The 24,977-nt window shown below is 73.9% G+C and carries 27 protein-coding genes; 16 read left to right on the forward strand and 11 right to left on the reverse strand.

Going from position 1 to position 24,977, the window contains the following annotated elements; translation table 11 throughout:
• The first annotated feature begins 114 nt into the window (after positions 1–114).
• Both ACFYZY_RS10480 and ACFYZY_RS10485 read left to right on the forward strand, forming a co-directional pair.
• On the forward strand, positions 115–1,242 hold the full coding sequence (locus ACFYZY_RS10480) for an alpha/beta hydrolase (RefSeq protein ID WP_388691875.1): 1,128 nt from the start codon (positions 115–117) through the stop codon (positions 1,240–1,242).
• A 123-nt stretch (positions 1,243–1,365) separates the two neighbouring features.
• Positions 1,366–2,823: a hypothetical protein gene (locus ACFYZY_RS10485; RefSeq protein ID WP_388691877.1), complete on the forward strand. Its 1,458-nt coding sequence runs from the start codon at positions 1,366–1,368 to the stop codon at positions 2,821–2,823.
• Between the two features lie 76 nt (positions 2,824–2,899).
• Here ACFYZY_RS10485 and ACFYZY_RS10490 read toward each other — a convergent pair whose 3' ends face one another.
• Complete coding sequence (locus ACFYZY_RS10490; protein ID WP_388691880.1) at positions 2,900–3,790, reverse strand: neutral zinc metallopeptidase; 891 nt, start codon at positions 3,788–3,790, stop codon at positions 2,900–2,902.
• Positions 3,791–4,061: 271 nt separating this feature from the next.
• On the opposite strand from ACFYZY_RS10490, the gene ACFYZY_RS10495 reads away from it, so the two are divergent.
• From ACFYZY_RS10495 to ACFYZY_RS10505, 3 genes are all read left to right on the forward strand, one after another.
• Positions 4,062–5,660 carry an ABC-F family ATP-binding cassette domain-containing protein gene (locus tag ACFYZY_RS10495; RefSeq protein WP_388691883.1) on the forward strand — a complete coding sequence of 533 codons (1,599 nt, stop codon included), beginning with the start codon at positions 4,062–4,064 and terminating at the stop codon, positions 5,658–5,660.
• A gap of 388 nt (positions 5,661–6,048) precedes the next feature.
• A complete protein-coding gene (locus ACFYZY_RS10500; protein ID WP_006123601.1) occupies positions 6,049–6,270 on the forward strand; it encodes a helix-turn-helix domain-containing protein in 222 nt (73 codons plus the stop codon).
• 129 nt (positions 6,271–6,399) lie between these two features.
• Complete coding sequence (locus ACFYZY_RS10505; RefSeq protein ID WP_388691886.1) at positions 6,400–7,212, forward strand: enoyl-CoA hydratase/isomerase family protein; 813 nt, start codon at positions 6,400–6,402, stop codon at positions 7,210–7,212.
• A 47-nt stretch (positions 7,213–7,259) separates the two neighbouring features.
• On the opposite strand, the gene ACFYZY_RS10510 is transcribed toward ACFYZY_RS10505, so the two are convergent.
• Positions 7,260–7,934, reverse strand: a complete 675-nt coding sequence (locus ACFYZY_RS10510; protein ID WP_388691888.1) for a hypothetical protein — start codon at positions 7,932–7,934, stop codon at positions 7,260–7,262.
• A 92-nt stretch (positions 7,935–8,026) separates the two neighbouring features.
• Here ACFYZY_RS10510 and ACFYZY_RS10515 point away from each other — a divergent pair, with 92 nt between their 5' ends.
• The 5 genes from ACFYZY_RS10515 to amaP all read left to right on the forward strand — a co-directional run bounded on the left by ACFYZY_RS10515 (position 8,027) and on the right by amaP (position 10,406).
• Positions 8,027–8,512, forward strand: a complete 486-nt coding sequence (locus tag ACFYZY_RS10515; RefSeq protein ID WP_388691891.1) for an Asp23/Gls24 family envelope stress response protein — start codon at positions 8,027–8,029, stop codon at positions 8,510–8,512.
• Positions 8,513–8,580: 68 nt separating this feature from the next.
• Complete coding sequence (locus ACFYZY_RS10520) at positions 8,581–8,772, forward strand: hypothetical protein (protein WP_388691894.1); 192 nt, start codon at positions 8,581–8,583, stop codon at positions 8,770–8,772.
• 6 nt (positions 8,773–8,778) lie between these two features.
• Positions 8,779–9,159 carry an Asp23/Gls24 family envelope stress response protein gene (locus ACFYZY_RS10525; RefSeq protein ID WP_388691897.1) on the forward strand — a complete coding sequence of 127 codons (381 nt, stop codon included), beginning with the start codon at positions 8,779–8,781 and terminating at the stop codon, positions 9,157–9,159.
• Complete coding sequence (locus ACFYZY_RS10530; protein ID WP_388691900.1) at positions 9,156–9,767, forward strand: DUF6286 domain-containing protein; 612 nt, start codon at positions 9,156–9,158, stop codon at positions 9,765–9,767. Before ACFYZY_RS10525 ends, ACFYZY_RS10530 begins: the two co-directional genes overlap by 4 nt.
• 51 nt (positions 9,768–9,818) lie before the next feature.
• A complete protein-coding gene (gene amaP / locus ACFYZY_RS10535; RefSeq protein WP_388691903.1) occupies positions 9,819–10,406 on the forward strand; it encodes an alkaline shock response membrane anchor protein AmaP in 588 nt (195 codons plus the stop codon).
• 24 nt (positions 10,407–10,430) lie between these two features.
• On the opposite strand, the gene ACFYZY_RS10540 is transcribed toward amaP, so the two are convergent.
• The 5 genes from ACFYZY_RS10540 to ACFYZY_RS10560 form a co-directional block, all read right to left on the reverse strand.
• Positions 10,431–11,186 carry an SDR family oxidoreductase gene (locus ACFYZY_RS10540; RefSeq protein ID WP_388691906.1) on the reverse strand — a complete coding sequence of 252 codons (756 nt, stop codon included), beginning with the start codon at positions 11,184–11,186 and terminating at the stop codon, positions 10,431–10,433.
• 4 nt (positions 11,187–11,190) lie between these two features.
• The gene (locus ACFYZY_RS10545; RefSeq protein WP_388691909.1) at positions 11,191–12,981 is read right to left on the reverse strand and encodes a glycoside hydrolase family 15 protein; all 1,791 of its coding nucleotides are present in this window, start codon (positions 12,979–12,981) and stop codon (positions 11,191–11,193) included.
• Positions 12,982–13,109: 128 nt separating this feature from the next.
• On the reverse strand, positions 13,110–13,979 hold the full coding sequence (locus ACFYZY_RS10550; protein ID WP_388691912.1) for an SURF1 family protein: 870 nt from the start codon (positions 13,977–13,979) through the stop codon (positions 13,110–13,112).
• Positions 13,980–14,061: 82 nt separating this feature from the next.
• Complete coding sequence (locus tag ACFYZY_RS10555) at positions 14,062–14,295, reverse strand: hypothetical protein (RefSeq protein ID WP_388691915.1); 234 nt, start codon at positions 14,293–14,295, stop codon at positions 14,062–14,064.
• A gap of 63 nt (positions 14,296–14,358) precedes the next feature.
• Entirely contained in the window at positions 14,359–15,327 is a 969-nt protein-coding gene (locus ACFYZY_RS10560; protein WP_388691918.1) for a DEDDh family exonuclease, read from the reverse strand.
• A 182-nt stretch (positions 15,328–15,509) separates the two neighbouring features.
• Between ACFYZY_RS10560 and ACFYZY_RS10565 the strand changes: the two genes are divergently transcribed.
• Both ACFYZY_RS10565 and ACFYZY_RS10570 read left to right on the forward strand, forming a co-directional pair.
• The gene (locus ACFYZY_RS10565; protein ID WP_388691921.1) at positions 15,510–16,430 is read left to right on the forward strand and encodes a sterol desaturase family protein; all 921 of its coding nucleotides are present in this window, start codon (positions 15,510–15,512) and stop codon (positions 16,428–16,430) included.
• On the forward strand, positions 16,427–17,092 hold the full coding sequence (locus tag ACFYZY_RS10570) for a lysoplasmalogenase (protein WP_388691923.1): 666 nt from the start codon (positions 16,427–16,429) through the stop codon (positions 17,090–17,092). The genes ACFYZY_RS10565 and ACFYZY_RS10570 overlap by 4 nt, the downstream gene beginning before the upstream one ends.
• Positions 17,093–17,200: 108 nt before the next feature.
• On the opposite strand, the gene ACFYZY_RS10575 is transcribed toward ACFYZY_RS10570, so the two are convergent.
• Positions 17,201–18,505 carry a CoA transferase gene (locus ACFYZY_RS10575; protein ID WP_388691926.1) on the reverse strand — a complete coding sequence of 435 codons (1,305 nt, stop codon included), beginning with the start codon at positions 18,503–18,505 and terminating at the stop codon, positions 17,201–17,203.
• A 75-nt stretch (positions 18,506–18,580) separates the two neighbouring features.
• Entirely contained in the window at positions 18,581–20,122 is a 1,542-nt protein-coding gene (locus ACFYZY_RS10580; protein ID WP_388691929.1) for a S8 family serine peptidase, read from the reverse strand.
• 268 nt (positions 20,123–20,390) lie between these two features.
• Between ACFYZY_RS10580 and ACFYZY_RS10585 the strand changes: the two genes are divergently transcribed.
• The 3 genes from ACFYZY_RS10585 to moaA all read left to right on the forward strand — a co-directional run bounded on the left by ACFYZY_RS10585 (position 20,391) and on the right by moaA (position 23,540).
• On the forward strand, positions 20,391–20,765 hold the full coding sequence (locus ACFYZY_RS10585) for a DUF485 domain-containing protein (RefSeq protein WP_388691932.1): 375 nt from the start codon (positions 20,391–20,393) through the stop codon (positions 20,763–20,765).
• On the forward strand, positions 20,762–22,387 hold the full coding sequence (locus ACFYZY_RS10590; RefSeq protein ID WP_388691934.1) for a cation acetate symporter: 1,626 nt from the start codon (positions 20,762–20,764) through the stop codon (positions 22,385–22,387). The genes ACFYZY_RS10585 and ACFYZY_RS10590 overlap by 4 nt, the downstream gene beginning before the upstream one ends.
• Before the next feature lie 163 nt (positions 22,388–22,550).
• On the forward strand, positions 22,551–23,540 hold the full coding sequence (gene moaA / locus ACFYZY_RS10595; protein WP_388691937.1) for a GTP 3',8-cyclase MoaA: 990 nt from the start codon (positions 22,551–22,553) through the stop codon (positions 23,538–23,540).
• A 99-nt stretch (positions 23,541–23,639) separates the two neighbouring features.
• Here moaA and ACFYZY_RS10600 read toward each other — a convergent pair whose 3' ends face one another.
• Positions 23,640–23,867 (reverse strand): hypothetical protein, encoded by a 228-nt coding sequence (locus ACFYZY_RS10600; RefSeq protein WP_388691939.1) that lies wholly within the window; start codon positions 23,865–23,867, stop codon positions 23,640–23,642.
• A gap of 182 nt (positions 23,868–24,049) precedes the next feature.
• On the reverse strand, positions 24,050–24,400 hold the full coding sequence (locus ACFYZY_RS10605) for a DUF3099 domain-containing protein (RefSeq protein WP_388691941.1): 351 nt from the start codon (positions 24,398–24,400) through the stop codon (positions 24,050–24,052).
• 169 nt (positions 24,401–24,569) lie between these two features.
• Here ACFYZY_RS10605 and ACFYZY_RS10610 point away from each other — a divergent pair, with 169 nt between their 5' ends.
• The gene (locus tag ACFYZY_RS10610; protein ID WP_388691943.1) at positions 24,570–24,845 is read left to right on the forward strand and encodes a GlsB/YeaQ/YmgE family stress response membrane protein; all 276 of its coding nucleotides are present in this window, start codon (positions 24,570–24,572) and stop codon (positions 24,843–24,845) included.
• The last annotated feature ends 132 nt before the right edge of the window (positions 24,846–24,977 follow it).

Raw genomic sequence — 24,977 nt, forward strand, 5'->3', positions numbered from 1 at the left:
CCGGGGCCGTACGGGTCGGTCCCGGTCGCCCGCCCCGGGGCCGTACGGGTCGTCCCGGCCGCCCGCCCCGCACGTCGGGTGGCAGTCCGCCCCCACCCTGCGGACACTGGGAGCGTGCGCCCGGCTACAGCGACGGCAACGGCCGTCACCACCCTGATCGGTGTCGGCGCGGCCGCGGTGGCGGTCGGCCGGTACGCCAGCGACCTCGCCCTCAAGGTGCCGTCGGAGCGGCCCCTGCCCGGTGATCCGAGACTGACCGTGCACGCCACGACCCCCGACCGGATCACCCTCACCCGCAGCCTCGCCTCGCTGCGGCCCGGCACGTACGGCATGGAGGCCCCCGGCCTGCACGCCGTCCTCGGACCCGTCCTCGCCCACGCCCCGCACACCGCCGACACCGTCGTCCGGCGCCTGGAACGGGTCGAGCTCGGCACCCCCGGCCCCGGCGCCCGCGTCCGGCTCACCCCCGCGCTGCACCGGGGGACGCCGACGACCGCCCTCGGACTCGTCCACGAGGACGTGGAGATCCCGGGCGAACTCGGCCCCCTGCCCGCCTGGCTCGTGCCCGCCCCGCGCTCCGTCTGGGTGATCGCCCTGCACGGGCTCGGCGCCACCCGCGAGCACCCGCTGAACCTCGTCCCCTTCTACCACCGCCGCCAGATCCCCGTCCTCGTCCCCACCTACCGGGGGGACGAGGGGGCGCCCCCCGTCCCCGGCGGCCTCACCCATCTCGGCGACTCCGAGTGGCGCGACGTCGACGCCGCCCTCCGGTTCGCCGTCCGCCGGGGCGCCGCGAAGATCGTCCTGCACGGCTGGGGGACCGGGGCGTCGATGGCGCTGCGTGCCGCCGCCGAGTCGGGGGTGCGCGACCGGATCGCCGGCCTCGTCCTGGACTCCCCGGTCCTGGACTGGGAGGCCACCTTCCGCGCCCTCGCCGCGGCCCGCCACGTCCCCGGCCCCCTGGTCCCGTTCGCCGTCCGGGCCGCCATGGCCAGGACCGGCCCGCACGGCGACCGCCTCCGCGCCGCCTCGGTGCCGGGCGCCCTGCGCGCCCCGGTCCTCCTCTTCCACGGCCCCGAGGACACGATCGCCCCCTGGGAGCCGTCCGTCGACCTCGCGGCCCACCATCCCGGCACGATCGGTCTCCGGACCGTCCGGGACGCCCCGCACGCGGCGATGTGGAACCCCGACCCGTCCCGCTACGAGGAGTCCCTCCGCCGCTTCCTCACCCCCCTGCTCTGAGGCCCGCCCGCCCCGGGACCGTTCCCGGTCCCGGGGCGGGCCGGAGGCCCGTCCCCGCCCCGTCTCCGACGGGCCGGAGGATTCCGATTGGGCTTTCGGGCCGTCAGCGGGAAGACTGCCCCCGTGACGTCTCGAAAGCCCGATGAACCATTGGCGCGCAACTCCAGACTCCGACTCGTCCGTCCGCGGGCGCTGGCCACCGCCCGACGGGCCGTGACGACCCGGCGCACCCGGCCGGCGCCGCGGCCGCCCGAGGGCACCCCGCCCCGCGCGGAGCTCGCCCGACAGGCCCGGCACGTCCTCGCCGACGCCGTACGGATCGCCCGCTGGGCCGCCGCCGAGTGCGGAACCGCACCGGCCGCCGGCCCCGGGACGGCCTCCCGCACCCGCCCCGGAACCGGGACGCCCCTCCGCACCGGTCCCGGAGCCGTCCCCGTCCAGGAGCGGGCCGCCGCCGCGCTGGACCTGACGCCCGGACAGGTCCGGGCGGGCTGGGACCGCGCCCGGCTCGCCGGACTCGTCGAACTCCACGGCGACACCGCCCGCCCCGGCTGGCGGCTGCGGGCGTGGGACCGCGACGACTCCGCCGTCCTGCGCGGCTGGGTCGCCCTCTTCGACGCCTGGTCCCTGGTGCACCCGGCCCCCGAGGGGGTCGCCCCGGGCGCCGTCGCCGAGGTCGTCGAGGCCCTCCCGCAGGTCCTCTCGCTGCTCCAGCTCTCCCAGGGCCCGGTCCTCGTCCCGGCCCTCCTCGACCTCCTCGGCCAGCGGGTCGTGGAGCTGCGCGGGGAGCGCTGCGAGGTCCCGGCCCCCGAACAGGCCCCGGAGATCTCCGCGCAGGCGGACAACGACGGCCTTCCCGCCCTCCTCGACTGGGCCCTGGAGGGCCTGGCCGCCGTCGGCGCCCTCACCCTGGACTCCGGCGCGGACGGACGTCACGCCACCCTGACCCCGCTCGGCAACTGGGCGGTCTGGGTCAAGCTGGAGCAGATCTGCGTCGCCGCGCAGAGCCCCGCGGGCAACATCGAGCGGTCCGCCGAGGACATGCTCCGCGGCTGCGCCCGGCTCACCCCGGGCCCGGCCCGCGACGAGTACCGCGCCTGGCTCGCGGCCCGCACCCTCTCCAGCGCCGTGAGCGAACTCCTCGCCGTCGCCCGGGGCGAGGACGCCCTGCTGCGCGGCCTCGCCTTCGAGGCGCTCCGGGTCGTCGGGGCCCCCGCCGAGGCCGAGGTGCGGGCCACCGTCGCCGAGCCCTCGCTGCGCCCGTACGCGCTGCTCTGGCTCGCCGAGTACGAGGGGGCCGATCCCGACGAGGCCCAGGAGGTGCTGACCCGCGAGGAGGCGACCTGGCTCTGGGTGGACACCGCCGCGGCCGTGGCCGACCACGGGGAGAGCGCGCTGCTCGTCCGCCACCTCGACGCCGCCGTGCAGGGCACCGTCCCCGCGCTGCTCGACGAGGTCAGGGCGGTCGGCCACCCCCGTACCGTCCAGGTCCTGGTCGCCCTCGCCGCCGCCCACCCGGACCCGGCCCTGGCCAAGGCGGTCCGCCGGGCCGCCTTCCAGGTCCACACCGGGGGAGCGTGAGGCGCGACGGGGGACGGGGGGAACGGAACGGGCCCGGCGCGCGGTCGCCCCGCCGCGCCGGACCCGGGCGCCCCGCTCAGCGGAAGGTGTCGCAACGGGCCATGTCGCCGCTCTCGTAGCCCGTGTAGAACCACCGCTGCCGCTGCGCCGCCGAACCGTGGGTCCAGCTCTCCGGCGTCACCCGGCCCTGGAACTTCTCCTGGATGCGGTCGTCGCCCACCGCGGCCGCCGCGTTCAGGCCGTCCTGGATGTCCTGGTCGGTGAGCTTCGTCAGCAGGGGCCTGCCCGTCTTCTCGTCGGGCGTGGTCGTCGCGTGCCGCGCCCACACGCCCGCGTAGCAGTCGGCCTGGAGTTCGACCCGTACGGAGTTGGAGTTCTCGCCGGTCCGGCCGTCCTGGGCCCTGTCCAGGGTGCCCATCAGGTTCTGGACGTGGTGGCCGTACTCGTGCGCCACCACGTACGCCTGGGCGAAGGGGCCGCCGCTCGCCCCGAACTTGGTGCGCAGCTCGTCGAAGAAGTCCAGGTCCAGGTAGACCTGCCGGTCACCGGGGCAGTAGAACGGGCCCACCGCCGAGGTCGCGGTGCCGCACGCGGTCCCGACCCGCTGGGTGAACAGTTCGGTGGGGGCCGTGGTGTAGCGGCCGCCCCGGCGCGGGTACTCGCCCCGCCAGTAGTCCTGCACGCTGTTGACGACCGCCACGATCCGGCAGTCCTCGCGCGCGTTGGCGTCGGAGCCCTTCCGGCAGGTCCGGTTCACCTGCGCCGCCGAGGAGGAGGTCGCGGCCGGCTGGTCGCCGCCGTCGGAGAGTCCCAGCTGGTCCGGGCCCACGCCGAAGAACAGCCCCAGGACCAGCGCGACGAGGCCGACGATGCCGCCGCCGATGGTCGCCCCGCCGCCCGGGATGCGGCTGCCCCTGACGTCGTTGACCTCCGAGGTGTCCAGATCGGCGTCGTCGTCGAACTGCACGGCCCACCACCCTCCACGTGTCCGCGGGACGGTCACCGTCCCGCGCCGAGTATCGGACGCCCTTCTACCCGCCGCCCCTCCTGCGATGCGCCGGCGGGTGCCCGGGAGGACGCCGGGCGCGCCCCCGGGCCCCGCGGGGCTGCCCGCACGGCCGAAAACCAGTTGCAGGAGCCCGTTAGACTGGCCGTATGGCCATTCTCCCCGTGCATTAGCGGCGTCGAAGCCCTCCACCCCGTCCTTCCGCCGTTCCCCACCGCTCTGGAGTCTGTCCGTGATCACCGCTTCCGGCATCGAGCTGCGCGCCGGTGCCCGTGTCCTCATCGAGTCCGCTTCCTTCCGCGTCGCCAAGGGCGACCGCATCGGCCTGGTCGGCCGCAACGGAGCGGGCAAGACCACCCTCACCAAGTGCCTCGCGGGCGAGGGGCAGCCCGCCGCCGGCACCATCACCCGCTCCGGTGAGGTCGGCTATCTGCCGCAGGACCCGCGCACCGGCGATCTCGACGTCCTGGCCCGCGACCGCATCCTCTCCGCCCGCGGCCTCGACACCCTGCTCAAGAAGATGCGGATGAACGAGGAGCGCATCGCCACCGGCTCCGGAGCCACCCGCGAGAAGGCCCTGCGCCAGTACGAGCGCCAGGAGACCGAGTTCCTCACCAAGGGCGGGTACGCGGCCGAGGCCGAGGCGTCCACCATCGCCGCCGCCCTCGGCCTGCCCGACCGGGTCGTCGGCCAGCCGCTGCACACCCTCTCCGGCGGTCAGCGCCGCCGCGTCGAGCTCGCCCGCATCCTCTTCTCGGACGCCGACACGCTCCTCCTGGACGAGCCGACGAACCACCTCGACGCCGACTCCATCGTCTGGCTGCGGGACTACCTGAAGACCTACCGGGGCGGCTTCATCGTCATCTCCCACGACGTCGACCTGGTCGAGACCGTCGTCAACAAGGTCTTCTACCTGGACGCCAACCGCTCCACGATCGACGTCTACAACATGGGCTGGAAGCTCTACCAGCAGCAGCGCGAGGCCGACGAGAAGCGCCGCAAGCGCGAGCGCCAGAACGCCGAGAAGAAGGCCGCCGCCCTCAACTCGCAGGCCGACAAGATGCGCGCCAAGGCGACCAAGACGGTCGCCGCGCAGAACATGGCCAAGCGCGCGGAGCGGCTCCTCTCCGGTCTGGAGGCGGTCCGCGCCTCGGACAAGGTCGCCAAGCTCCGCTTCCCCGAGCCCGCGCCCTGCGGCAAGACCCCGCTGACGGCCGAGGGGCTCTCCAAGTCGTACGGCTCCCTGGAGATCTTCACCGACGTGAGCCTGGCGATCGACAAGGGCTCGCGCGTCGTCATCCTCGGCCTCAACGGCGCCGGCAAGACGACCCTGCTGCGCCTCCTCGGCGGCGTCGAGCGGCCCGACACCGGCCAGGTCACCCCGGGCCACGGCCTGAAGCTCGGCTACTACGCGCAGGAGCACGAGACGCTCGACCCCGAGCGGACCGTCCTGGAGAACATGCGCTCGGCCGCGCCCGACCTGGACCTGGTGGAGGTGCGCAAGACGCTCGGCTCCTTCCTCTTCTCCGGCGACGACGTCGACAAGCCGGCCGGGGTGCTCTCCGGCGGCGAGAAGACCCGGCTCGCCCTGGCGACCCTGGTCGTCTCCTCGGCGAACGTGCTGCTCCTGGACGAGCCCACCAACAACCTGGACCCGGCCAGCCGCGAGGAGATCCTCGGCGCGCTGCGCACGTACAAGGGCGCCGTCGTCCTCGTCACCCACGACGAGGGCGCCGTCGAGGCGCTCGACCCGGAGCGGATCATCCTGCTCCCGGACGGCGTCGAGGACCTGTGGGGCGCGGACTACGCGGACCTGGTGGCCCTGGCCTGATCCCCCGGGCTCCGTGCGGCGGCCCCTCCCCGGGCCCCCGACGGGGCCTCCGGGGCCGGGAACGATCACCCGGGGCTGGATCATTCGGCTCATGGGCGGTCCTTCATCTGAGTGAGGACGTCTCGTACCCATCGGCGCGGTGCTCCGCCGGAACCTTCCGGCGGGCCCGCGCCGTACGTGTCCCCCCGGCCCCGCGCTGACCTGGCACTTCTCGTCGCCCCCGGGACGAAAGGGCCCGCGCGATCATGTGGAACGTGAGCTTCCGGTCGTGGTGATGCCGTACTCGTCCGCCGACGAAGCGGCACGGACCTCGTCGAATGGGTGGCCAGGACGGACGTGAGGGGTGATCATGAGAAGTCCAGAGCGCACTTCCCATGAGGAGGCACGGGTGGCCGAGACTCTGAAGAAGGGCAGCCGGGTGACCGGCGCCGCGCGCGACAAGCTCGCGGCAGACCTGAAGAAGAAGTACGACTCCGGTGCGAGCATCCGGGCGCTGGCCGAGGAAACCGGCCGCTCCTACGGATTCGTCCACCGGATGCTCAGCGAGTCCGGAGTCACGCTGCGGGGACGCGGCGGAGCGACACGGGGCAAGAAGGCGGCCTCGGCCTGACGCCGGGGCGGTCCGGCCGGGCCACCGGGTCTTCCGGTGGCCACCCGGTCGGCCCCGCCCCCGGCCGGGTGGTTACTGTGCAGTCACTTAGTACCTGACGCAGTGCTGCACCGGAACCGGAGGCGCTCCATGACCACGCTCGACGACTCTGAACCCGTACGCGAATCCGTACTCGACAAGGACGGTGTGCGGCTCACCGTCGAGGACGCCGTTGCCACGGTGACCCTGACCAATCCGGCGAAGCGCAACGCTCAGTCTCCCGCTCTGTGGCGGGCGTTGACGGAAGCCGGACGGTCGCTGCCGGGCAGCGTGCGGGTCGTCGTCCTGCGCGGGGAGGGCAAGTCCTTCTCCGCCGGACTCGACCGGCAGGCGTTCACGCCCGAGGGCTTCGACGGCGAGCCGTCCTTCCTCGACATGGCCCGGGGTTCCGACGAGGACCTCGACGCGGTCATCGCCGAGTACCAGGAGGCGTTCACCTGGTGGCGCCGGAGCGACCTCGTGTCGATCGCGGCCGTCCAGGGGCACGCCATCGGCGCGGGCTTCCAGCTCGCCCTCGCCTGCGACCTGCGGGTCGTCGCCGAGGACGTGCAGTTCGCCATGCGCGAGACCGGTCTGGGCCTCGTCCCGGACCTCACCGGGACGCACCCGCTCGTCTCGCTCGTGGGCTACGCCCGTGCCCTGGAGATCTGCGTCACCGGCCGCTTCGTGCACGCCGACGAGGCCGAGCGCATCGGCCTCGCCAACCTGGCCGTGCCCGCCGGCGACCTCGACGCGGCCGTACGGGACCTCTCCGCCGCCCTGCTCGCGGCGCCCCGCGACGCGGTCAACGAGACCAAGGCGCTCCTGCAGGGCGTCTCCGGACGCTCCTACGAGGAGCAGCGCGCCGCCGAGCGCGCCGCCCAGGGACGCCGCCTGCGCGACCTCGCCGGCCTCGGCGACTGACACCGGGCGCCCGGTGGGCGCGGCCCGCGTCCGGGCCGCGCACCCGTTCAGCGCAGTTCCGACACCAGCACCGTGACCGCGGCCGCCCCTTCGGCGGCCGCGGTCGCGGCGCTCCGGGCGGCACGGGCCACGTCCAGGGGGCGGCGGCCCGCCGTCACGGCCAGCTCCACCCGCACTCCGTCCCCACCCCGCCGCACGGGCGGGCCCAGCACGTCCGTCACGCCCGCCACGCCCTCGACCCGCAGGACCGCCAGGGCCACCGGGTCGTCCGTCGCGGGTGAGGGCCGGCCCGGCGGGGGAGCGGCCCGCTCCTCCTCCGGCGGCGCGTCGAGCAGATCCGTCACCCGCAGGTCCACGGCGGTCACCGCGAGCCCGATCTCTTCCACCGCCGATCCGCGCAGGGCCGCCCGCAGCTCCTCGGTCAGCTCCGGCAGCGGCCGGCCCACCACCGCCCCGAAGTCCGCGGTGATCCGCAGCGCCCCCGGCGGCAGGCCGCCCGGCGGCACCGGAAGCGGCTCCGGCCCCTGTTCCCCGTCGGGGTCGGGCCCGACCCGGAGCGTGCCGGGCACCACCCCCCGTACCGTCGCGGCGGCCCGGTCGAGGACCCGCCGTACCGCGCGTTCCGTGATCCAGGCGCCGTCCTCCGCCGTTCCCAGCGGAAGCAGCCTGCCCGGTGCGAGACGGTCCCGGACCACCGCCGTCCAACTCTCAGCCGTCGTCATTCCCTCAGATTGCCGCATTCGGTGAGCAAAACGGGGAAACCGCCCTTAACGTGATCGAAGAACCCCGAAATAACCCAGAAGGGGCGAAACTAATGACGGACACCACTCACTCCGGCGGCTCCTCGTCCGACGAGACGCGCCGCTCTCCCTTGGTGAAGCGCAGTGGCTCCGCCGCCACCCGGGGCAAGACGACCATCGCCGACGGCGTGGTGGAGAAGATCGCCGGGCTCGCGGCGCGCGACGTCGACGGCGTCCACGACATGGGCAGCGGCTTCTCCCGCACCTTCGGCGCCGTGCGCGACAAGGTCCCCGGCGGCAGCAGCAAGTCGAACGTCACCCGCGGGGTGAAGGCCGAGGTCGGCGAGGTGCAGACCGCGCTCGACCTGGAGATCGTGATCGAGTACGGCTACGCCATCTCCGACGTCGCGGGCGGTGTCCGTGAGAACGTCATCAACGCCGTGGAACGGATGACCGGCCTGGAGGTCGTGGAGGTCAACATCGCCGTCAGCGACGTGAAACTGCCCGACGACGACGATGACGACGACGGGGACGACGAGGACCAGCGCCGTCTCCAGTGACAACCTCCGGCGGCCGCCCCGGGCGGCCGCCGGACCCCGGTGATCAGGGCCAGGAAAGGGACTCGTACATGAGCATGACGGTGGCCGGCCTGTTGGCCGGCATGGCTCTCGGCTTCGCCGGGTACTTCGGCGGCTTCGGAGCGTTTCTGCTGATCGCGGCCCTCGGGGCGATCGGCTTCGTGGCCGGTCGTTTCCTCGACGGAGACCTCGAACCCGGCGACCTGTTCCGGGCACGCGAACGCGGCGACCGGCGGCGGTGACGCGAGGTGGCGACGGAGCTGGCAGCGGCCCCGGCGGCGGACGCGGCACGGGACCCGGTCCGTGACCGGGGAGCGACCGACATCGCCGACCGGGTCGTCGCGAAGATCGCGGCACGGGCGGCCCGGGAGGCGCTGGGCGGCGTCCCGGAGGGCGGCTCGAAGCCCCACGCCTCGGTCGACGTCCACCGGAACGCCGCCCGGATCGCGATCGACCTCGAACTCGACTACCCCTCCGACATCGGCCGCCGGTGCGGCGCCGTCCGGGGCCGGGTCCGCAGCCGGGTGGAACACCTCGTGGGCATGGAGGTCCACGAGGTGGCCGTCCGCGTGGAACGCCTCCACTCCGCGCTCACCCGCGACGACTCACCGAGGGGCCGCCTCTCATGACCACCACCCAGGAACGGGCCGCCTCCCCCGCCCGGGAGGAAGAGCCCGACACCGCCCCCGTGGCCCGCGCCCGCCGCTTCTGGTCGGTGCGGCGCGTTCCGGCGGCCCTGCTCGCGGCCGTCGTCCTCGGCGGGGCGGGACTCCTCCTCTACGACGTGGCGGCCGTACGGGCCGACCACTCCGCCATGGCCTGGCGCAAGGAGACGGCCGACGGCCTCGCGACCCGGCCGCTCGACTCGGGGTGGGTCCTCGCGGGCGCGTCCGTCGCCGCGCTCCTCGGCCTCTGGCTGCTGCTCCTGGCCCTCACCCCCGGGCTGCGGTCCGTCCTCCCGATGCGCCGCGAGCACACCGACGTACGGGCCGGACTCGACCGCGACGCCGCCGCCCTCGCCCTGCGGGACCGCGCCATGGAGGTCTCCGGCGTCCGCTCCGCCCGGGTGCGCGTCCGCCGCTCCCGGGCCACCGTCCGGGCGGTCTCGCACTTCCGGGACCTCGACGAGGTCCGCACCGACCTGGAGCGGGCGGTCGGCGCGGGCATCCGCGACCTCGGCCTCGCCCGCCCGCCCGCGCCGAAGGTACGGGTGACCCGGCCGCCCGAGAAGGGATGAGCCGATGACCTCCCGGGACATGACGCCGACACTCCAGGAAAGGACCGCCAGGTGACCGTCGTCCTCCGCCGGGTCAACCGCGTCCTGCTCGGCCTCGCCGGGCTGATCCTCGTCCTCCTCGGCGGTTCCGTCCTCGCGGCCGCCGCCGGCCTCTCCGTACCGTCCTGGTGGCCCTGGTCGGGCCCCTCCGACGTCCTGCTCACCACCGCCGACCGGCAGCGCTGGCGGGACGAGGGCTGGTGGTGGCCGGTGGTCATCGCCGTCCTCGGCGTGATCGTCCTGCTCGCCCTCTGGTGGCTGATCGCCCAGTTCCGCCGGGCCAGGCTCTCCGAGGTCGTCGTCGACAGCGGCGACGGCGAGGAGGCGAACCTGCGCGGCCGGGCCCTGGAGGACGTCCTGGAGGCGGACACCGCCGACCAGGACGGCGTGGCCCGCGCCCGGTTCTCCCTCACCGGCCGCCGGGACGCCCCCCGCGCCCGGGTACGGCTGCGGCTCGAACCGCACGCCTCGCCGGGCGACGTGCTCACCACCCTCAGCTCCCGGACCCTCGCCCACGCCCGCACCGCGACGGGCCTGTCGTCCCTGCCCACCGAGGCGCGCCTGCGCGCGGTGAAGCACCGGGCCCGCCGGGTCGCCTGAGGACGGAACGGCGGGCCGACCGGTTCAGAAGCCGCCGCGGGCCCCGCCGTCCACCGGCAGCATCAGGCCCGTCAGGTACGAGGCGGCCGGCGACAGCAGGAACGCCGCCGTCCGCCCGAACTCCTCCGGCGTGCCGTACCGGCGCAACGGCACCGCGGCCTCGTTCGCCGCGCGGGCCGCGTCCGCGTCCCCGGAGAGCGCGTCGAGCGAGCGCACCCGGTCCGTGTCGATCCGGCCCGGCAGCAGCCCGACGACCCGGACCCCGCGCGGCCCCAGGTCGTTGGCGAGGGACTTGGCGAACCCCGCGAGCCCCGGACGCAGCCCGTTGGAGAGGGCCAGACCGGGGATCGGCTCGTGCACCGACCCGGACAGGACGAAGCCGATCACCCCGCCCTCGCCCAGCGTCCCGGCCGCCGCGCGGGCCAGCCGGACCGCCCCCAGGAAGACGGTGTCGAAGGCGGCGGTCCACTGCTCGTCGGTGTTGTCCGCCGCGAAGCCGGGCGCCGGGCCGCCGACGCTGATCAGGATGCCGTCGAAGCCGCCGAACCGGGACCTGGCCTCCGCGATCAGCCGGGCCGGGGTCCCCGGGTCGGCGTTGTCGGCGGCGATCCCGGCCGCGTCCGGACCCAGCGCGTCCACCGCCTCGGCGACCGTCTTCTCCTCGCGCCCGGTGACCAGCACCTTGGCGCCCTCGGCGAGCAACGCCTCCGCCGAGGCCCGGCCGAGCCCCCGCGTCGCGCCGGTCACCACGTACACACGGTCCTTCAGTCCCAGATCCATGGCCCTATCCTGCCGGGTCCCCGTCCTCCCCGGCCAGCGCGAACGCCGTGCCCACCAGGCCGATGTGGCTGAACGCCTGCGGGAAGTTGCCGAGCTGGCGGCCGGTCGCCGGGTCGTACTCCTCCGCGAGGAGGCCCACGTCGTTGCGGAGCCGGACGAGCCGGTCGAACAGCTCGCGCGCCTCCCCGGCCCGCCCGGTCAGCCGCAGCGCGTCCGCCAGCCAGAACGAGCAGACCAGGAAGGTGCCCTCCTGCCCCGGCAGGCCGTCCACCGACGTCGAGTCGGCGCTGTACCGGCGCACGTAGCCGTCGTGCGTCAGCTCCGCCCTGATCGCGTCCACCGTGCCCACCACCCGGGGGTCCTCCGGCGGCAGGAAGCCGACCTGGGGGATGAGCAGGGTGGCGGCGTCCAGCTCCCGCGAACCGTACGACTGGGTGAAGGTGTTCCGCACCGGGTCGTACGCCCTGTCGCACACCTGGGCGTGGATGTCGTCCCGCATGGCCCGCCACCGCGCCGCGTCCCCCGGCAGCGAGGGATCGGCCTCCAGGGTGCGCACGGCCCGGTCGGCGGCCACCCAGGCCATCACCTTGGAGTGGGTGAAGTGGCGGCGCGGCCCGCGCACCTCCCACAGCCCCTCGTCGGGCTCCCGCCAGGTCGACTCCAGGAACCCCAGCAGGCTCAGCTGGAGGTTCCAGGCGTGCCGCTCCGCCGGGATGCCGGCCTCCCGCGCGCGGTTGAGCGAGTCCATGACCTCGCCGTACACGTCGAGCTGGAACTGGTCCACGGCCGCGTTCCCGGTCCGTACCGGCGCCGAGCCGGCGTACCCCCGCAGCCACGGCAGGGTCGTCTCGGGCAGCCGTCTCTCCCCGGCCGGGCCGTACATGATCTGGAGGTCGGCCGGGTCGCCCGCGACCGAGCGCAGCAGCCAGTCCCGCCAGGCGGCCGCCTCCTCCACGTAGCCCGCGGCGAGCAGCGCGCCGAGGGTGAGGGAGGAGTCGCGCAGCCAGCAGGAGCGGTAGTCCCAGTTCCGCACGCCGCCGACCTCCTCCGGCAGGGAGGTGGTGGGGGCGGCGACGATCCCGCCGGTGGGGGCGTACGTGAGCGCCTTGAGGGTGATCAGGGAGCGCAGCACCGCCTCCCGGTGGGGGCCCCGGTAGGTGCAGCGCGCCGACCACTCCCGCCAGTCCGCGAGCGACTGCTCCAGGGCCTCGAAGGGGTCGACCAGGTCGGGGCGCGGCTGGTGCGAGGGGTGCCAGGTCAGGACGAAGGCCACCTTCTCCCCGGCGGCGACGGTGAAGGCGGAGCAGGTGGAGAACTGCTGGCCCCAGGTCTTCACGTGCGGCTCGCTGCGCAGCCAGACCGCGTCCGGTCCCGCGACCGCCACCCGGTGCCCGTCGGACCGGCGCATCCAGGGCACGACCGAGCCGTAGTCGAAGCGGAGCCGCAGGACGGAGCCCATCTCGACGCGGCCGCTGACGCCCTCCACGATCCGCATCACGTCGGGGTACGCGTCCCGCTGCGGCATGAAGTCGAGGACCTTGACGGTGCCGGTGCGGGTCTTCCAGAAGGTCTCCAGGACGAGGGTGTCCCCGGCGTACCGGCGGGAGGCGCAGGTGGTGGCGCCCTTGGGGGCGATCCGCCAGTGCCCGTTCTCCTCGTCGCCGAGGACGGCGGCGAAGCAGGCGCCCGAATCGAACCGCGGCAGACACAGCCAGTCGATCGATCCGTCGCGGCCGACGAGGGCGGCGGTCTGGAGGTCCCCGATGAGGGCGTAGTCGTCGATGCGTTGCGTCACGCTCGGGCTTTTCCCGAATGCGACGGCGGTCAATCAGCGGGGCGACGGCGATCGGCCGCGGCGACGGCGGCGCCGCCCGGCGGACGGGCCGGGCGGCGGGCGGACGGCGGGGCGGCGCGCCGCCCCGGTCAGCGGGACGCGACGGGACGGGATCCGGCGGTGTCCGGCGCGGGCGCTCCGGAGGGCTCCGGCGGCCCGGAGGGGTCCGGGGCTCCCGAGGGCTCCGGCGGCCCGGCGGCGCCCGGGGCGGCCGCCTGCTCGCGGTCGCGCTTCTCCCGGCGGACCAGGATCACCCAGCCGACGGGCACCCCGGCCGCGAAGAGCCACCACTGCACGGCGTACGCCATGTGGGCGCCGATCGAGTCGTGGTCGGGCGCGGGGACGGGTTCGATGGTGCCGCCGGCCGGGGCGGGCGCGATCTGCTCGACGTAGCCGCCCAGGACCTCGCGGCCGGTCAGCTCGGCCTGCTGCCGGCTGTTGATCAGCATGACCTGCCGCTCGGGCAGGCCCTTCAGGTCCTTGATGCCGCTGGCACCGGTGGTCTCGTCCGCCTTGAGGCGGCCGGTGACCGTGACCTCGCCCCGGGGGGGCGGCGGCACCGGGGGGTAGGAGCGCTGGTCGGCGGCGGCCGGCACCCAGCCGCGGTTGACCAGGAGGACCCGGCCGTCCCGCAGGACCAGCGGGGTCAGGACGTGCACGCCCACCCGGTCGTCGGCGGAGGTGCGACGGCGGACGACCACCTCGTGGGCGGTGTCGAAGGTGCCGGTGGCGGTGACCGGACGCCAGTAGTCGGCGCGCGGGACGGTGTGTCCGGGGGCGGTGAGCTCCTCGACCGGGACGGGCTTCGCCGCGATGCTGTCCGCGATCAGGGCGTTCTGGGCGGTCCGGCGTTCGTGCCGGTGGAACTGCCAGAAGCCCAGCTCGATCATCGTCGGGACGAGGACGAGAGCCACGAGGGTGAGGATCACCCACTGCCGGGACAACAGGAAGCGGTACACCCCATGAACGGTACAACTCCGCCCACGGGGTGCACGCGCGGGGGTTCGGCCCCGTCGGGAGGCCGTTTCCGGAAACGTTTCCTCAGACCTTGTCGACGATGCCCGCCTTCCCCTCCGCGCGGGCGCAGTGGCCGCCGCAGTACCAACTGCCCTCGACCTCGACGCCCTGTCCGATGATCTGGACGCGGCAGTGCTCGCAGATGGGCGCCATGCGGTGGATGGCGCAGGCGAAGCAGTCGAAGACGTGGACCGCGCCCTGGGCGTGGACCTCGAAGGACATGCCGTAATCGTTTCCGCAGACCTCACAACGTGCCATGCGCCACAGGGTGCGGTCCCCGGCGGGCGGACGCGGTCCGGCGCGCCCGCCGGGCCGCGCACGTCACCCGTCTGCCGGGGCCACGTCGCGCAGGAGCTGGGTGTAGGCGGCCTCGTCCACGACGGGCGTGCCGAAGGACCTGGCCTTGAGGGTCTTGGAGGTGGCGGAGTCCGGATCGTTGGTGACCAGCAGGCTCGTCAGCCGGGAGACGCTGCCGGACACGTGGAGGCCCGCCTCGACGGTGCGGTCCTCCAGGAGTTCGCGGTCGATGGAGGTGTCCCCGGAGAACGCCACCCGCATGCCCTGCTTGAGCGGCTTGTCCGCCTCGTACCGGCCGGGGTTGGGGTACGGGCAGGCCGGCCGCTTCCGAGAGGGGCGCCAGCCGTTCGCCCGGGAGGAGGGGTACGGGGACGGGGCCGCCGGGGAGGCGTTCCACTCCGTCAGCGGACGGCACTCCAGGAGCGGCAGCCGTACGCCCCGCTCGGCCGCCGCGTGGAGGCTCGGCCGGAACGCCTCGGCGAGCACCCGGGCGTCGTCGAGGGCGTGGTGCGCGCGCTGCTGCACGACGCCGAAGTGCGCGGCGAGCGACTCCAGCTTGTGGTTGGGCAGCGGCAGCGACAGCTCCTTGGCGAGGGCGATCGTGCACAGGCGCTGCCGCACGGGGGCGGTGGACCGGGCCCGCGCGTACTCCCGGGCGATCATCTGCCAGTCGAAGATCGCGTTGTGCGCGACCAGGACCCGCCCGTCGAGCCGGGCCGCGAACTCGGCCGCGACCTCCGCGAAGAGCGGCGCGCCCTCCAGGGCGTCGCTGGTCAGCCCGTGGATCCACACCGGACCGGGGTCGCGCTCGGGGTTGACGAGGGTGTACCAGTGGTCCTCGACGTTCCCCCGGGCGTCCAGCCGGTAGACGGCAGCCGACACTATCCGGTCGTCGCGGGCGAGGCCGGTGGTCTCCACGTCGACGACCGCGTACCCCTGTGGGTAGGCGGCCGGCCACGCTGCTGCTGTCGTGAGGTCGTCGGGCATGGTCATTGAGGATACGGGCCGGGACCGACACTTCTCTCCCCGGTGCCCCGCGGACCCCCTTCCCCCGGAGGGCGGCGGCCCGGATTCCCCTTGTCGGAAGGTGCCAAAGCCCGCTGACAACCCGTCTCGCATACTTGTTGGTAACAACGTCTAGCCGCGCCCCGGCCCCCGCCTCTACCGTCGACGGCATGCCGAACCTGCCCGATGTCGTGCTCTGGTCCATACCGGCGTTCGTCCTGCTCACCGTCGTGGAGATGATCAGCCACCGCCTCCACCCCGACGAGGAGGCCGCCGGGTACGAGGCCAAGGACGCCGCCACCAGCATCGGCATGGGCCTGGGGAGCCTGGCCTTCGACGCCCTGTGGAAGATCCCCGTGGTCGCGATCTACACCGCCGTCTACGAGCTGACCCCGCTCCGCGTCCCCGTCCTCTGGTGGACGATCCCGCTCATGCTGCTCGCGCAGGACTTCCTCTACTACTGGCAGCACCGCGGGCACCACGTCGTCCGCGTTCTCTGGGCCTGCCACGTCGTCCACCACAGCAGCCGCAGGTTCAACCTCACCACCGCCCTGCGCCAGCCGTGGACCAGCGTGACCTCCTGGCCGTTCTACCTGCCGATGATCGCCCTCGGCGTGCACCCGGCGGCCGTCGCCTTCTGCTACTCGGTCAACCTCGTCTACCAGTTCTGGATCCACACCGAACGCGTCGGCACGCTGCCCCGGCCCTTCGAGTACGTCCTCAACACCCCCTCCCACCACCGCGTCCACCACGCCTCCCAGGGCGGCTACCTGGACCGGAACTTCGGCGGCATCCTGATCGTCTGGGACCGGATGTTCGGCTCCTGGGTCGGCGAGACCGAACGGCCCGTCTACGGCCTCACCAAGAACATCGAGACCTACAACCCGCTCCGGGTCGCCACCCACGAGTACGCGGCGATCGCCCGCGACCTGCGGGCCGCGAGCGACTGGCGCGAGCGGGCCGGGAGGCTCTTCCGGGGCCCCGGCTGGCAGCCCGGGACGCCCCCGGCGTCCGCGTCCGGCCCGGCCGCCGCCGACCCGGTCGCGGCGGGTCCCGCCGCCGGCCCCGCCCCCGCCGGGCCCGCCGCGTGAACGCCCCCGCCGCGCCGCGGACCGCGCCGCCCGACGCGCGCGCGACCCCCCTCTCCCGCGCGCTGCTCGCCGCCCTCGGGCTCGCGGCCGCCGTCGACCTGGTCTCCCTGCTCGCCGGTGCCGGGCCCGGCCACCAGATCGCCAAGCCGCTCCTGATGCCCCTGCTCGCCGCGTACGCCGCCACCCGGGGCGCCCCGAAGCTCCTGCTCGCCGCACTCCTGTTCGGCTGGGGCGGCGACGTGTTCCTGCTCTTCGGCGCCGACTGGGCCTTCCTCGCCGGCATGGGCTCCTTCGCCGCCGGGCACGTCTGCTACCTGGCCCTCTTCGGCCGCCGGCGCACGTCCCCGGCGCTCGGCACCCTGTACGCGGCCGCCTTCGGCGGCACCGTCGCGCTCCTCTGGCCCGACCTCCCGGCCGGGCTTCGGATCCCGGTCGCCGGGTACGCGCTGCTGCTCACGGCCACGGCCTGGCGCGCGAGCGCCCTCGGGCCCCTCGCCGGCCTCGGCGGCGCCCTCTTCCTGCTGTCCGACACCCTCATCGCCACCGGCGTCGCCGCGTGGCCGCAGCCGCCGGCGCCCGACTTCTGGATCATGCTGACCTACATCGCCGCCCAGTGCCTCCTGACCACGGGAGTCCTCCGCGCGTCCCGGAGCGGAAGGTAGGGGCCCCGGGGCCCCGCCCGTCCCCCCGGTCGGCCGTCCCCCCACCCGTCCCCCCGGTCGGCCGCGCGCCCGGCCTCCGGACGGACGGCGCCCCTCCCGGGAGACCTCCTACCGCCACACCGGCGCGTCCGCCCCCGGCAGCCCCGGCGGACGCGACCAGCCCGCCGGGCCGCCCTCGTACGCGACGGGCGACAGCGCGTGCCGCAGCCGCCCGAGCGGGCCCTCCGACTCGGCGAGGTACCGCTCGGGGTCGTACGCGGGCAGCGCGTGCGTCAGCCAGTGGCCCGTCCGCGCGAGGGCGACCCGGACCAGCCGGGTGCCGCCGTCCCGGTCCTGCTCGGTCAGCGTCCGCAGGACCGCCGCCGCCAGGAGGTAACCGGTGCCGTGGTCGAGCGCCTGCGCGGGCAGCGCGCCCGGCTCCTCCGCCGAGCCCTCCACGACGGCGATCCCGGTCGCCGCCTGCACCAGGGAGTCGAAGCCGCGCCGCCCGCCCCACGGCCCCTCCTCGCCCCAGGCCGAGACCCGGGCCGTGACGAGCCCCGGGCGGTGGAGGCCGAAGCGGTCGAGGGCGCCCGGCCGGTAGCCGGTCACCAGCACGTCGGCCGCGTCGAGGAGCGCGTCGAAGGTGCGCCGGTCCGCGGGGCGGTCCAGGTCGAGGGCGGCCGTCCGCTTGCCGGCGTTCGCGTCCGCGTGCTGGTCGGGCAGCTCCGGACGGCCCGGCGGATCGATCCGCAGCACGTCCGCGCCGAGCAGCGCAAGCGTCCGGGTCGCGACCGGCCCGGCGAGCACCCGGGTCAGGTCCAGGACCCGGAGCGGCCCCGAACGGCGCCGGGGCGGCGCCTCGTCGAGGCGCTCCCGGGTCAGCAGCGGCCGCGCCGCCACCTCCCGGCCCTGCGGGTGCGCCGCCCACTCCCCGGGCGTGCGCACGGCGACGGCCAGGCCCCCGGCCCCGTACACCGCCGTCTCGACCTCGTCGGCCCTTTGCCCGCCGATCGCCGCCGCCACGTCCTCGACCGTCCCGGACGGCACGCCGAGGGCGGCGAGCAGCGCCGCCCGGTGGTGCGGGTAGTTGGCGTGGGTGCGGACCCAGCCGTCGGCCGCCCGCCAGAACCGCGAGAGGGGCGCGAAGTTCACCGGCGCCCGCCCGTCGATCCGCAGGTGACGCTCGCTCACGAAGGCCGTGGCCACGGCTCCGTCGTCCACCCGGACCGGTCCGGGCAGCCCCGCCCGCTCGACCGCCGCGAGCCCGGCCACCGCGACCGAGGCCCGCGCCAGGTCCATCACCGGCAGCCGGGCCGGCAGCAGACCCGGGGGCCCCGTGAACGAGACCCGGTCGACCGGGGCGGGGTCACCGCCGAGCGCCGACCACAACAGCTCCGTACCGGTGCGCGCCGTGTGCGCCGTGGTGTCCATGCCCGCACTATGGCAGCCGGTGCCACGCGAAAGGGCCCCGGTGTGGCGTACCACACCGGGGCCCGATGGCCGTCGTTACCAGCGGACGGCGTCGAGCGCGTCGATCAGACCGGCCCCGTAGAAGCCGTTCTTGTTCTTGCCGCCCTCGCAGACGGCGTCGATCTTCCCGTCGCCCTCGATGTCGTACGGGTCGGTGCACGCGCGCTTGTCGGCCTGCGCGTACAGCAGCGCCTTGAGCGCCGCCGGGCTCGCGTGCGGGTGCCTCGACTTGATGAGCGCCAGGACGCCCGCCGCGTGCGGCGAGGCCATCGACGTGCCCGCCTTGTAGTTGTAGCCGCCGTTGACCGTGGTCGACAGGATGCGGCCGTTGACCGCCGGGGCGTCCGGGGTCTGGTACTCGGTGCGGTCGCCGCCGGGGGCGGCGACGTCGATCACGCCGAGGCCGTAGTTGGAGTAGGACGCCTTCAGGTCCTTGGCGCCGGTCGCGGAGACCGTGACGACGCCCGGCAGCATCGCCGGGTAGTCGAAGCACTTCTTCGGGTCGATGACCCGGTCGCCCGGCGTGGAGTCGTTCGGGCTGCTGTTGTCGAGGATCGAGTCGGCCGCCAGGTCGAACTTGGAGTTGCCGGCCGCCGCGACGTTGACCGTGCCCCTGCGCTCCGCGTAGCGGGTGGCGCGGGTGACGGCCTCGATGAGGGCCTTCTGGTCCGCGTCGTCCTTGCACGCGAACATCCACGGGTCGGTGTAGTAGCTGTTGTTCGTGATGTCGATGCCGTGCTCGGCCGCCCACACGAAGCCGCAGACCACGGCCTCCGTGTAGAAGAAGCCGTCCGGGGTGGACACCTTGATGCCGGCGAGCTTCACGCCCGGCGCGACACCGGTGACGCCGATGCCGTTCTTGGCGGCGGCGATCGTGCCGGCGACGTGCGTGCCGTGGTCGCTCTCGCCCGGGTTCGGACGCCACGAGCCGGCGGTGGTGTCCGGCTTGCCGGACACGCAGTTGGCGGACTTCGCGGCGTTGAAGTTCGGCGCCAGGTCCGGGTGGGTGTCGTCCACGCCCGTGTCGATGACGCCGACGGTCACGCGCTTGCTGCCGAGCGTCCGCTGGTGCGCCTTGTCGGCCTTGATGGCCGGGAGGTCCCACTGCAGGGGCTCGAGGGCGTCCTGCTCGTCCGTGGCACGGGCCGCGGCGGCCTTGGCCTCGGCCTGGGTCAGCGTCTGCGAGCCCTCGTCGACGGAGTCGTCGGTCTGCACGGACAGCGGAGCGGTACGGGTCGCGCCGGCCGACACCACGCCGCGCGCCGTGCGGATCGTCTTCGCGAACTCGGGGTTCTGCGAGTGGACGACCACCACGCCTATCTGGTCGTACGAGACGACGATCGTGCCGCCCGCGGCGGCTATCGCCTTCTTCACCGACCTGGCGGCCGAGCGGCCCCCGTCGACGTTCACGACGTACGACAGGGTCGGCCCGTTCGACGCCACCGTGGCGGCCGCCGGGGCGTCGCTCAGTTCCGCGGCGGTGGCGGCGCCGGAGGGAAGGAAGCCGAGCGAGGCCGTGAGCGCGAGGCCGACGGGCAGAGCGAGAGCTCGGCCGCGCCTCGATCCCAGATGAGCCATGGGTTCTCCACATCATCCGTATGTACTGGTCGCGCGCGGGTTTACGCGCGATCAGGTGCATGACGAGTGAAGCTATCGCCGTCTTCCTTCCTCATCAATGAGTTGAGAAGACTTCATGAAGATCTGCCCGAGAAAATCCTCGGAGTGAACCGCTTCGCTTCCCCCTCCGTGCCGTTGTGCAGGGGAGGGCTCCCCGGAGCCCCGGCTCCCGCACGCCGGTGAAGCCCCCTCCGAGCAAGCCGTCCGTCCCGCGTCACGAGGAGAGTCCGTGGCTACCGAAGCACCGCCGCCCGCCCCCCACGGCACGGAGACCGAGCAGGGTCCCGCGTCACCCACCACGGAACAGTTCATCCAGGTGCAGGAGGGCGCGGAGTTCGGCGAACTGCGCCGCGCCCACCGGTCGTTCGCCTTCCCCCTCACCCTCGCCTTCATCGCCTGGTACCTGCTGTACGTGCTGCTCTCCAACTACGCGGGCGGCTTCATGGGGACCAGGCTCTTCGGCAACGTCAACGTGGCGCTCGTCCTGGGCCTCGGCCAGTTCCTCACCACGTTCCTCATCGCCTGGTTCTACTCGCGGCACGCGGCGAACAAGCTCGACCCCCGGGCCGAGGCCATCAAGTCCCGTATGGAGGGCGACGCATGAGCACCCCCGTCCTGTTCGCGGCGGGCAACGCCACCAGCGAACACCGGCCCCTGATCATCGCCCTGTTCGGCGCCTTCGTGATCGCGACCCTCGTCATCACCGTGTGGGCCGGCCGGCAGACCCGCAGCGCCGCCGACTTCTACGCCGGCGGACGCCAGTTCACCGGCTTCCAGAACGGCCTGGCGATCTCCGGCGACTACATGTCCGCCGCGTCCTTCCTCGGCATCGCCGGGGCCATCGCCCTCTTCGGCTACGACGGCTTCCTCTACTCGATCGGCTTCCTCGTCGCCTGGCTCGTCGCCCTGCTCCTGGTCGCCGAACCGCTGCGCAACTCCGGCCGGTTCACCATGGGCGACGTCCTCGCCTACCGGATGCGCCAGCGCCCGGTCCGCACCGCCGCCGGCACCTCCACCATCGTCGTCTCGATCTTCTACCTGCTCGCGCAGATGGCCGGGGCGGGCGTCCTCGTCTCGCTGCTGCTCGGCATCACCAGCGACGGCGGCAAGATCGCGATCGTCGCCCTCGTCGGCGTCCTGATGATCGTGTACGTCACCATCGGCGGCATGAAGGGCACCACCTGGGTGCAGATGGTCAAGGCCGTCCTGCTCATCGCGGGCACGCTCCTGATCACCTTCCTCATCCTGCTGAAGTTCCACTTCAACCTGTCGGAGCTGCTCGGCGCGGCCGCCACCAACAGCGGCAAGGGCCAGGCGTTCCTGGAGCCCGGACTCAAGTACGGCGCCAGCGCGACCTCGAAGCTCGACTTCCTCTCGCTCGGCATCGCGCTCGTCCTCGGCACCGCCGGCCTGCCCCACATCCTGATCCGCTTCTACACCGTCCCGACCGCCCAGGCCGCCCGCAAGTCGGTCAACTGGGCCATCGGCATCATCGGCGCCTTCTACCTGATGACGATCGTCCTGGGCTTCGGCGCCGCCGCCCTGCTCAAGAACAGCGACATCGTCGCCTCCAACAAGGCGGGCAACACGGCCGCCCCGCTCGCGGCCCTGGAGGTCGGCGGCGGAGCCGGTTCCACCGGAGGCGCGATCCTCCTCGCCGTGATCTCGGCCGTCGCCTTCGCGACCATCCTCGCCGTCGTCGCCGGACTGACCCTGGCCTCCTCGTCGTCCTTCGCCCACGACATCTACGCCAACGTCATCCGGCGCGGAAAGGCCACGGAGAAGGAGGAGATGCGGGCCGCCCGCTGGGCGACGGTCCTCATCGGCGTCGTCTCCATCGCGCTCGGCGCCCTCGCCCGCGACCTCAACGTCGCCGGACTGGTCGCCCTCGCCTTCGCGGTCGCCGCCTCCGCCAACCTGCCGACGATCCTCTACTCGCTCTTCTGGAAGCGGTTCACCACCCGGGGGGCCCTCTGGTCCATCTACGGCGGTCTGGTCTCCGCCGTCGTCCTGGTCCTGTTCTCGCCCGTCGTCTCCGGCAAGCCGACCTCGATGTTCAAGGGCGTCGACTTCTACTGGTTCCCGCTGGAGAACCCCGGCCTCGTCTCCATCCCGCTCGGCTTCCTGCTCGGCTGGCTCGGCTCGGTCCTCTCCAAGGAGGAACCGGACAAGGGCAAGTACGCGGAGCTGGAGGTCAAGTCCCTCACCGGCGTCGGAGCGCACTGAACCGTATACGGTCCGCCCCGTACGGAGGGCCGCGTCGTAGAGTTCTACGACGCGGCCCCGCCGGTCCTCGTGACAAACGGTCCTGCCCGACACCGGGCCGCTCGCGTAGGCTCGGAAGAGGCGATCGAAACCAACCGATCCACAGACGGGGAGGGGGCCCAGCGTGCTCATCGACACCTTCGGCCGGGTCGCCACCGACCTGCGCGTCTCGCTCACGGACCGGTGCAACCTGCGCTGCACCTACTGCATGCCGGAAGAGGGCCTCCAGTGGCTCGCCAAGCCGGACCTCCTCACGGACGACGAGATCGTCCGGCTCGTCCGCGTCGCCGTCACCGGCCTCGGCGTCACCGAGGTCCGCTTCACTGGCGGCGAACCGCTGCTCCGCCCCGGCCTCACCGGGATCGTCGAGCGCTGCGCGGCCCTGGAGCCCCGCCCCCGGACGTCCCTCACCACCAACGGCATCGGGCTCAAGCGCACCGCCGCCGCGCTGAAGGCCGCCGGCCTCGACCGGGTCAACGTCTCCCTCGACACCCTGCGCCCCGACGTCTTCAAGACCCTCACCCGCCGCGACCGGCACCGGGACGTCCTCGACGGCATGGCCGCCGCCCGCGACGCCGGCCTCGTCCCGGTCAAGGTCAACGCCGTCCTGATGCCCGGACTGAACGACGACGAGGCGCCCGACCTCCTCGCCTGGGCGATCGGGGAGGGGTACGAGCTCCGCTTCATCGAGCAGATGCCGCTCGACGCCCAGCACGGCTGGAAGCGCGACGGCATGATCACCGCCGGGGACATCCTGGAGTCCCTGCGCACCCGCTTCACCCTCGCCCAGGAAGGCGCCGACGAGCGCGGCTCGGCCCCCGCCGAGCGCTGGACCGTCGACGGCGGGCCGCACACGGTCGGCGTCATCGCCTCCGTCACCCGTCCGTTCTGCCGCGCCTGCGACCGGACCCGGCTCACCGCCGACGGACAGGTCCGCACCTGCCTCTTCGCCACCGAGGAGACCGACCTGCGGGCCGCGCTCCGCTCGGGCGCGGAGGACGCCGAGATCGCGGAGATCTGGAAGAGGGCCATGTGGGGCAAGAAGGCCGGCTCCGGCCTCGACGCCCCGGACTTCCTCCAGCCCGACCGCCCGATGTCGGCGATCGGCGGCTGAGGCGCCCGAACTCGTTTACCCCCGGCCCGGACCCGTCCGCCCCCGGCCCGGACCCGTCCGCCCCCGGCCCGGGGGTGGCTCCGGACCGCCGGACAGGGCTCAGGACCCGCCCGGCGGGCCCGCGGACTCCCAGTCGGCCAGCGGGACGACGTCCTTCAGGAAGCCCCGTACGCCCAGGAACCCGGAGAGGTGCTCGCGGTGCTCGTCGCACGCGAGCCAGGTCTTGCGCCGCTCGGGCGCGTGCAGCTTGGGGTTGTTCCACGCGAGCACCCAGACGGCGTCGGCGCGGCAGCCCTTGGCGGAACAGATCGGCTTCTCTTCGCTCACCCGGTCATTGTCCGGCAAAGGCGATGCCGGGCAGCCACGGGGGGAGCTGCCCGGCATCGGTCTCTCGCTCCGACGGGGGATGCGGAGCGCGTAGGAAGTATGTCACGGCACCCCGGGTCGGGTGCACGGGAACCTCAGGATTGATTTGAGCTTTTCTTGAGGTTTCCGGCCGTCGACCGTGATCAGTTCCGGCCGTACGGGCGGGCCTGGTCCGGGTCCGTGTCCACCGCCGCCCCGCCGGCGCCGAGCGCGGGCCGCACCGGGGCCGGCACGAACGTGGACGGGAGGGAGGGCGCCGTCTCGCGTCCCGCGTTGGCGATCACCACGGCGACGTACGGCAGGAGGATGCCCAGGGCGAGCGCCACGAAGGCCACGTGCCGCTCGACGTTCCAGAGGACCGCGGCGGCGATCACGGAGAGCGTCCGGACCGTCATCGAGATGACGTACCTCCGCTGCCGCCCCCGGACGTCGTCGGCGAGCCCCTGCCGGGCCCCGGTGATCCGGAAGACCTCGGTTTCGCCACGCTTCGGCATCGCCGCTCACCACCCGCCGGTCGCGCCGGACCCACCCCGGTCCGGTCCTCGTTCCACCGTACGCCCGCCCTCCGGCGCGGACGAGACCGGGGCGCGTATGGCGCTGTCCGACATGCGGCGCGTGGCCGAAGAGCCGAGACTGGGTCCACGTGCGTACAAGGAGGCGACTATGAGTTGGTTGTGGGCGATCATCGTGGGACTCGTCCTCGGTCTGATCGCGAAGGCGATCCTGCCGGGCAAACAGCAGATCCCGCTCTGGCTGACGGTCGTGTTCGGCATGCTCGGCAGCGTCCTCGGCAACGCGGTCGCGACCTGGATCGGAGTGAACGACACCAAGGGCATCGACTGGATCCGCCACCTGCTCCAGCTGATCGGCGCCGTCGCCGTCGTCGGCGTGGGGGACACCCTGTGGGCCTCGCTCCGGGGCAACAGGCAGCGGACCTGAGCGCACGGACGAAAACCGGGAGGCCCCGGGGGGGCCCAGCGGGGGGGGAACCGGGCGCCCCCGTTTCGCGCGGGGCCCCCCCGCCCCCCCGGGGCCCCGGGTAACGACCGCCCCCCCCGGGTGTTTTACCCC

Origin of the sequence: Streptomyces sp. NPDC001744, from assembly GCF_042892575.1 — a bacterium.
In the GTDB taxonomy this organism is placed as follows: domain Bacteria; phylum Actinomycetota; class Actinomycetes; order Streptomycetales; family Streptomycetaceae; genus Streptomyces.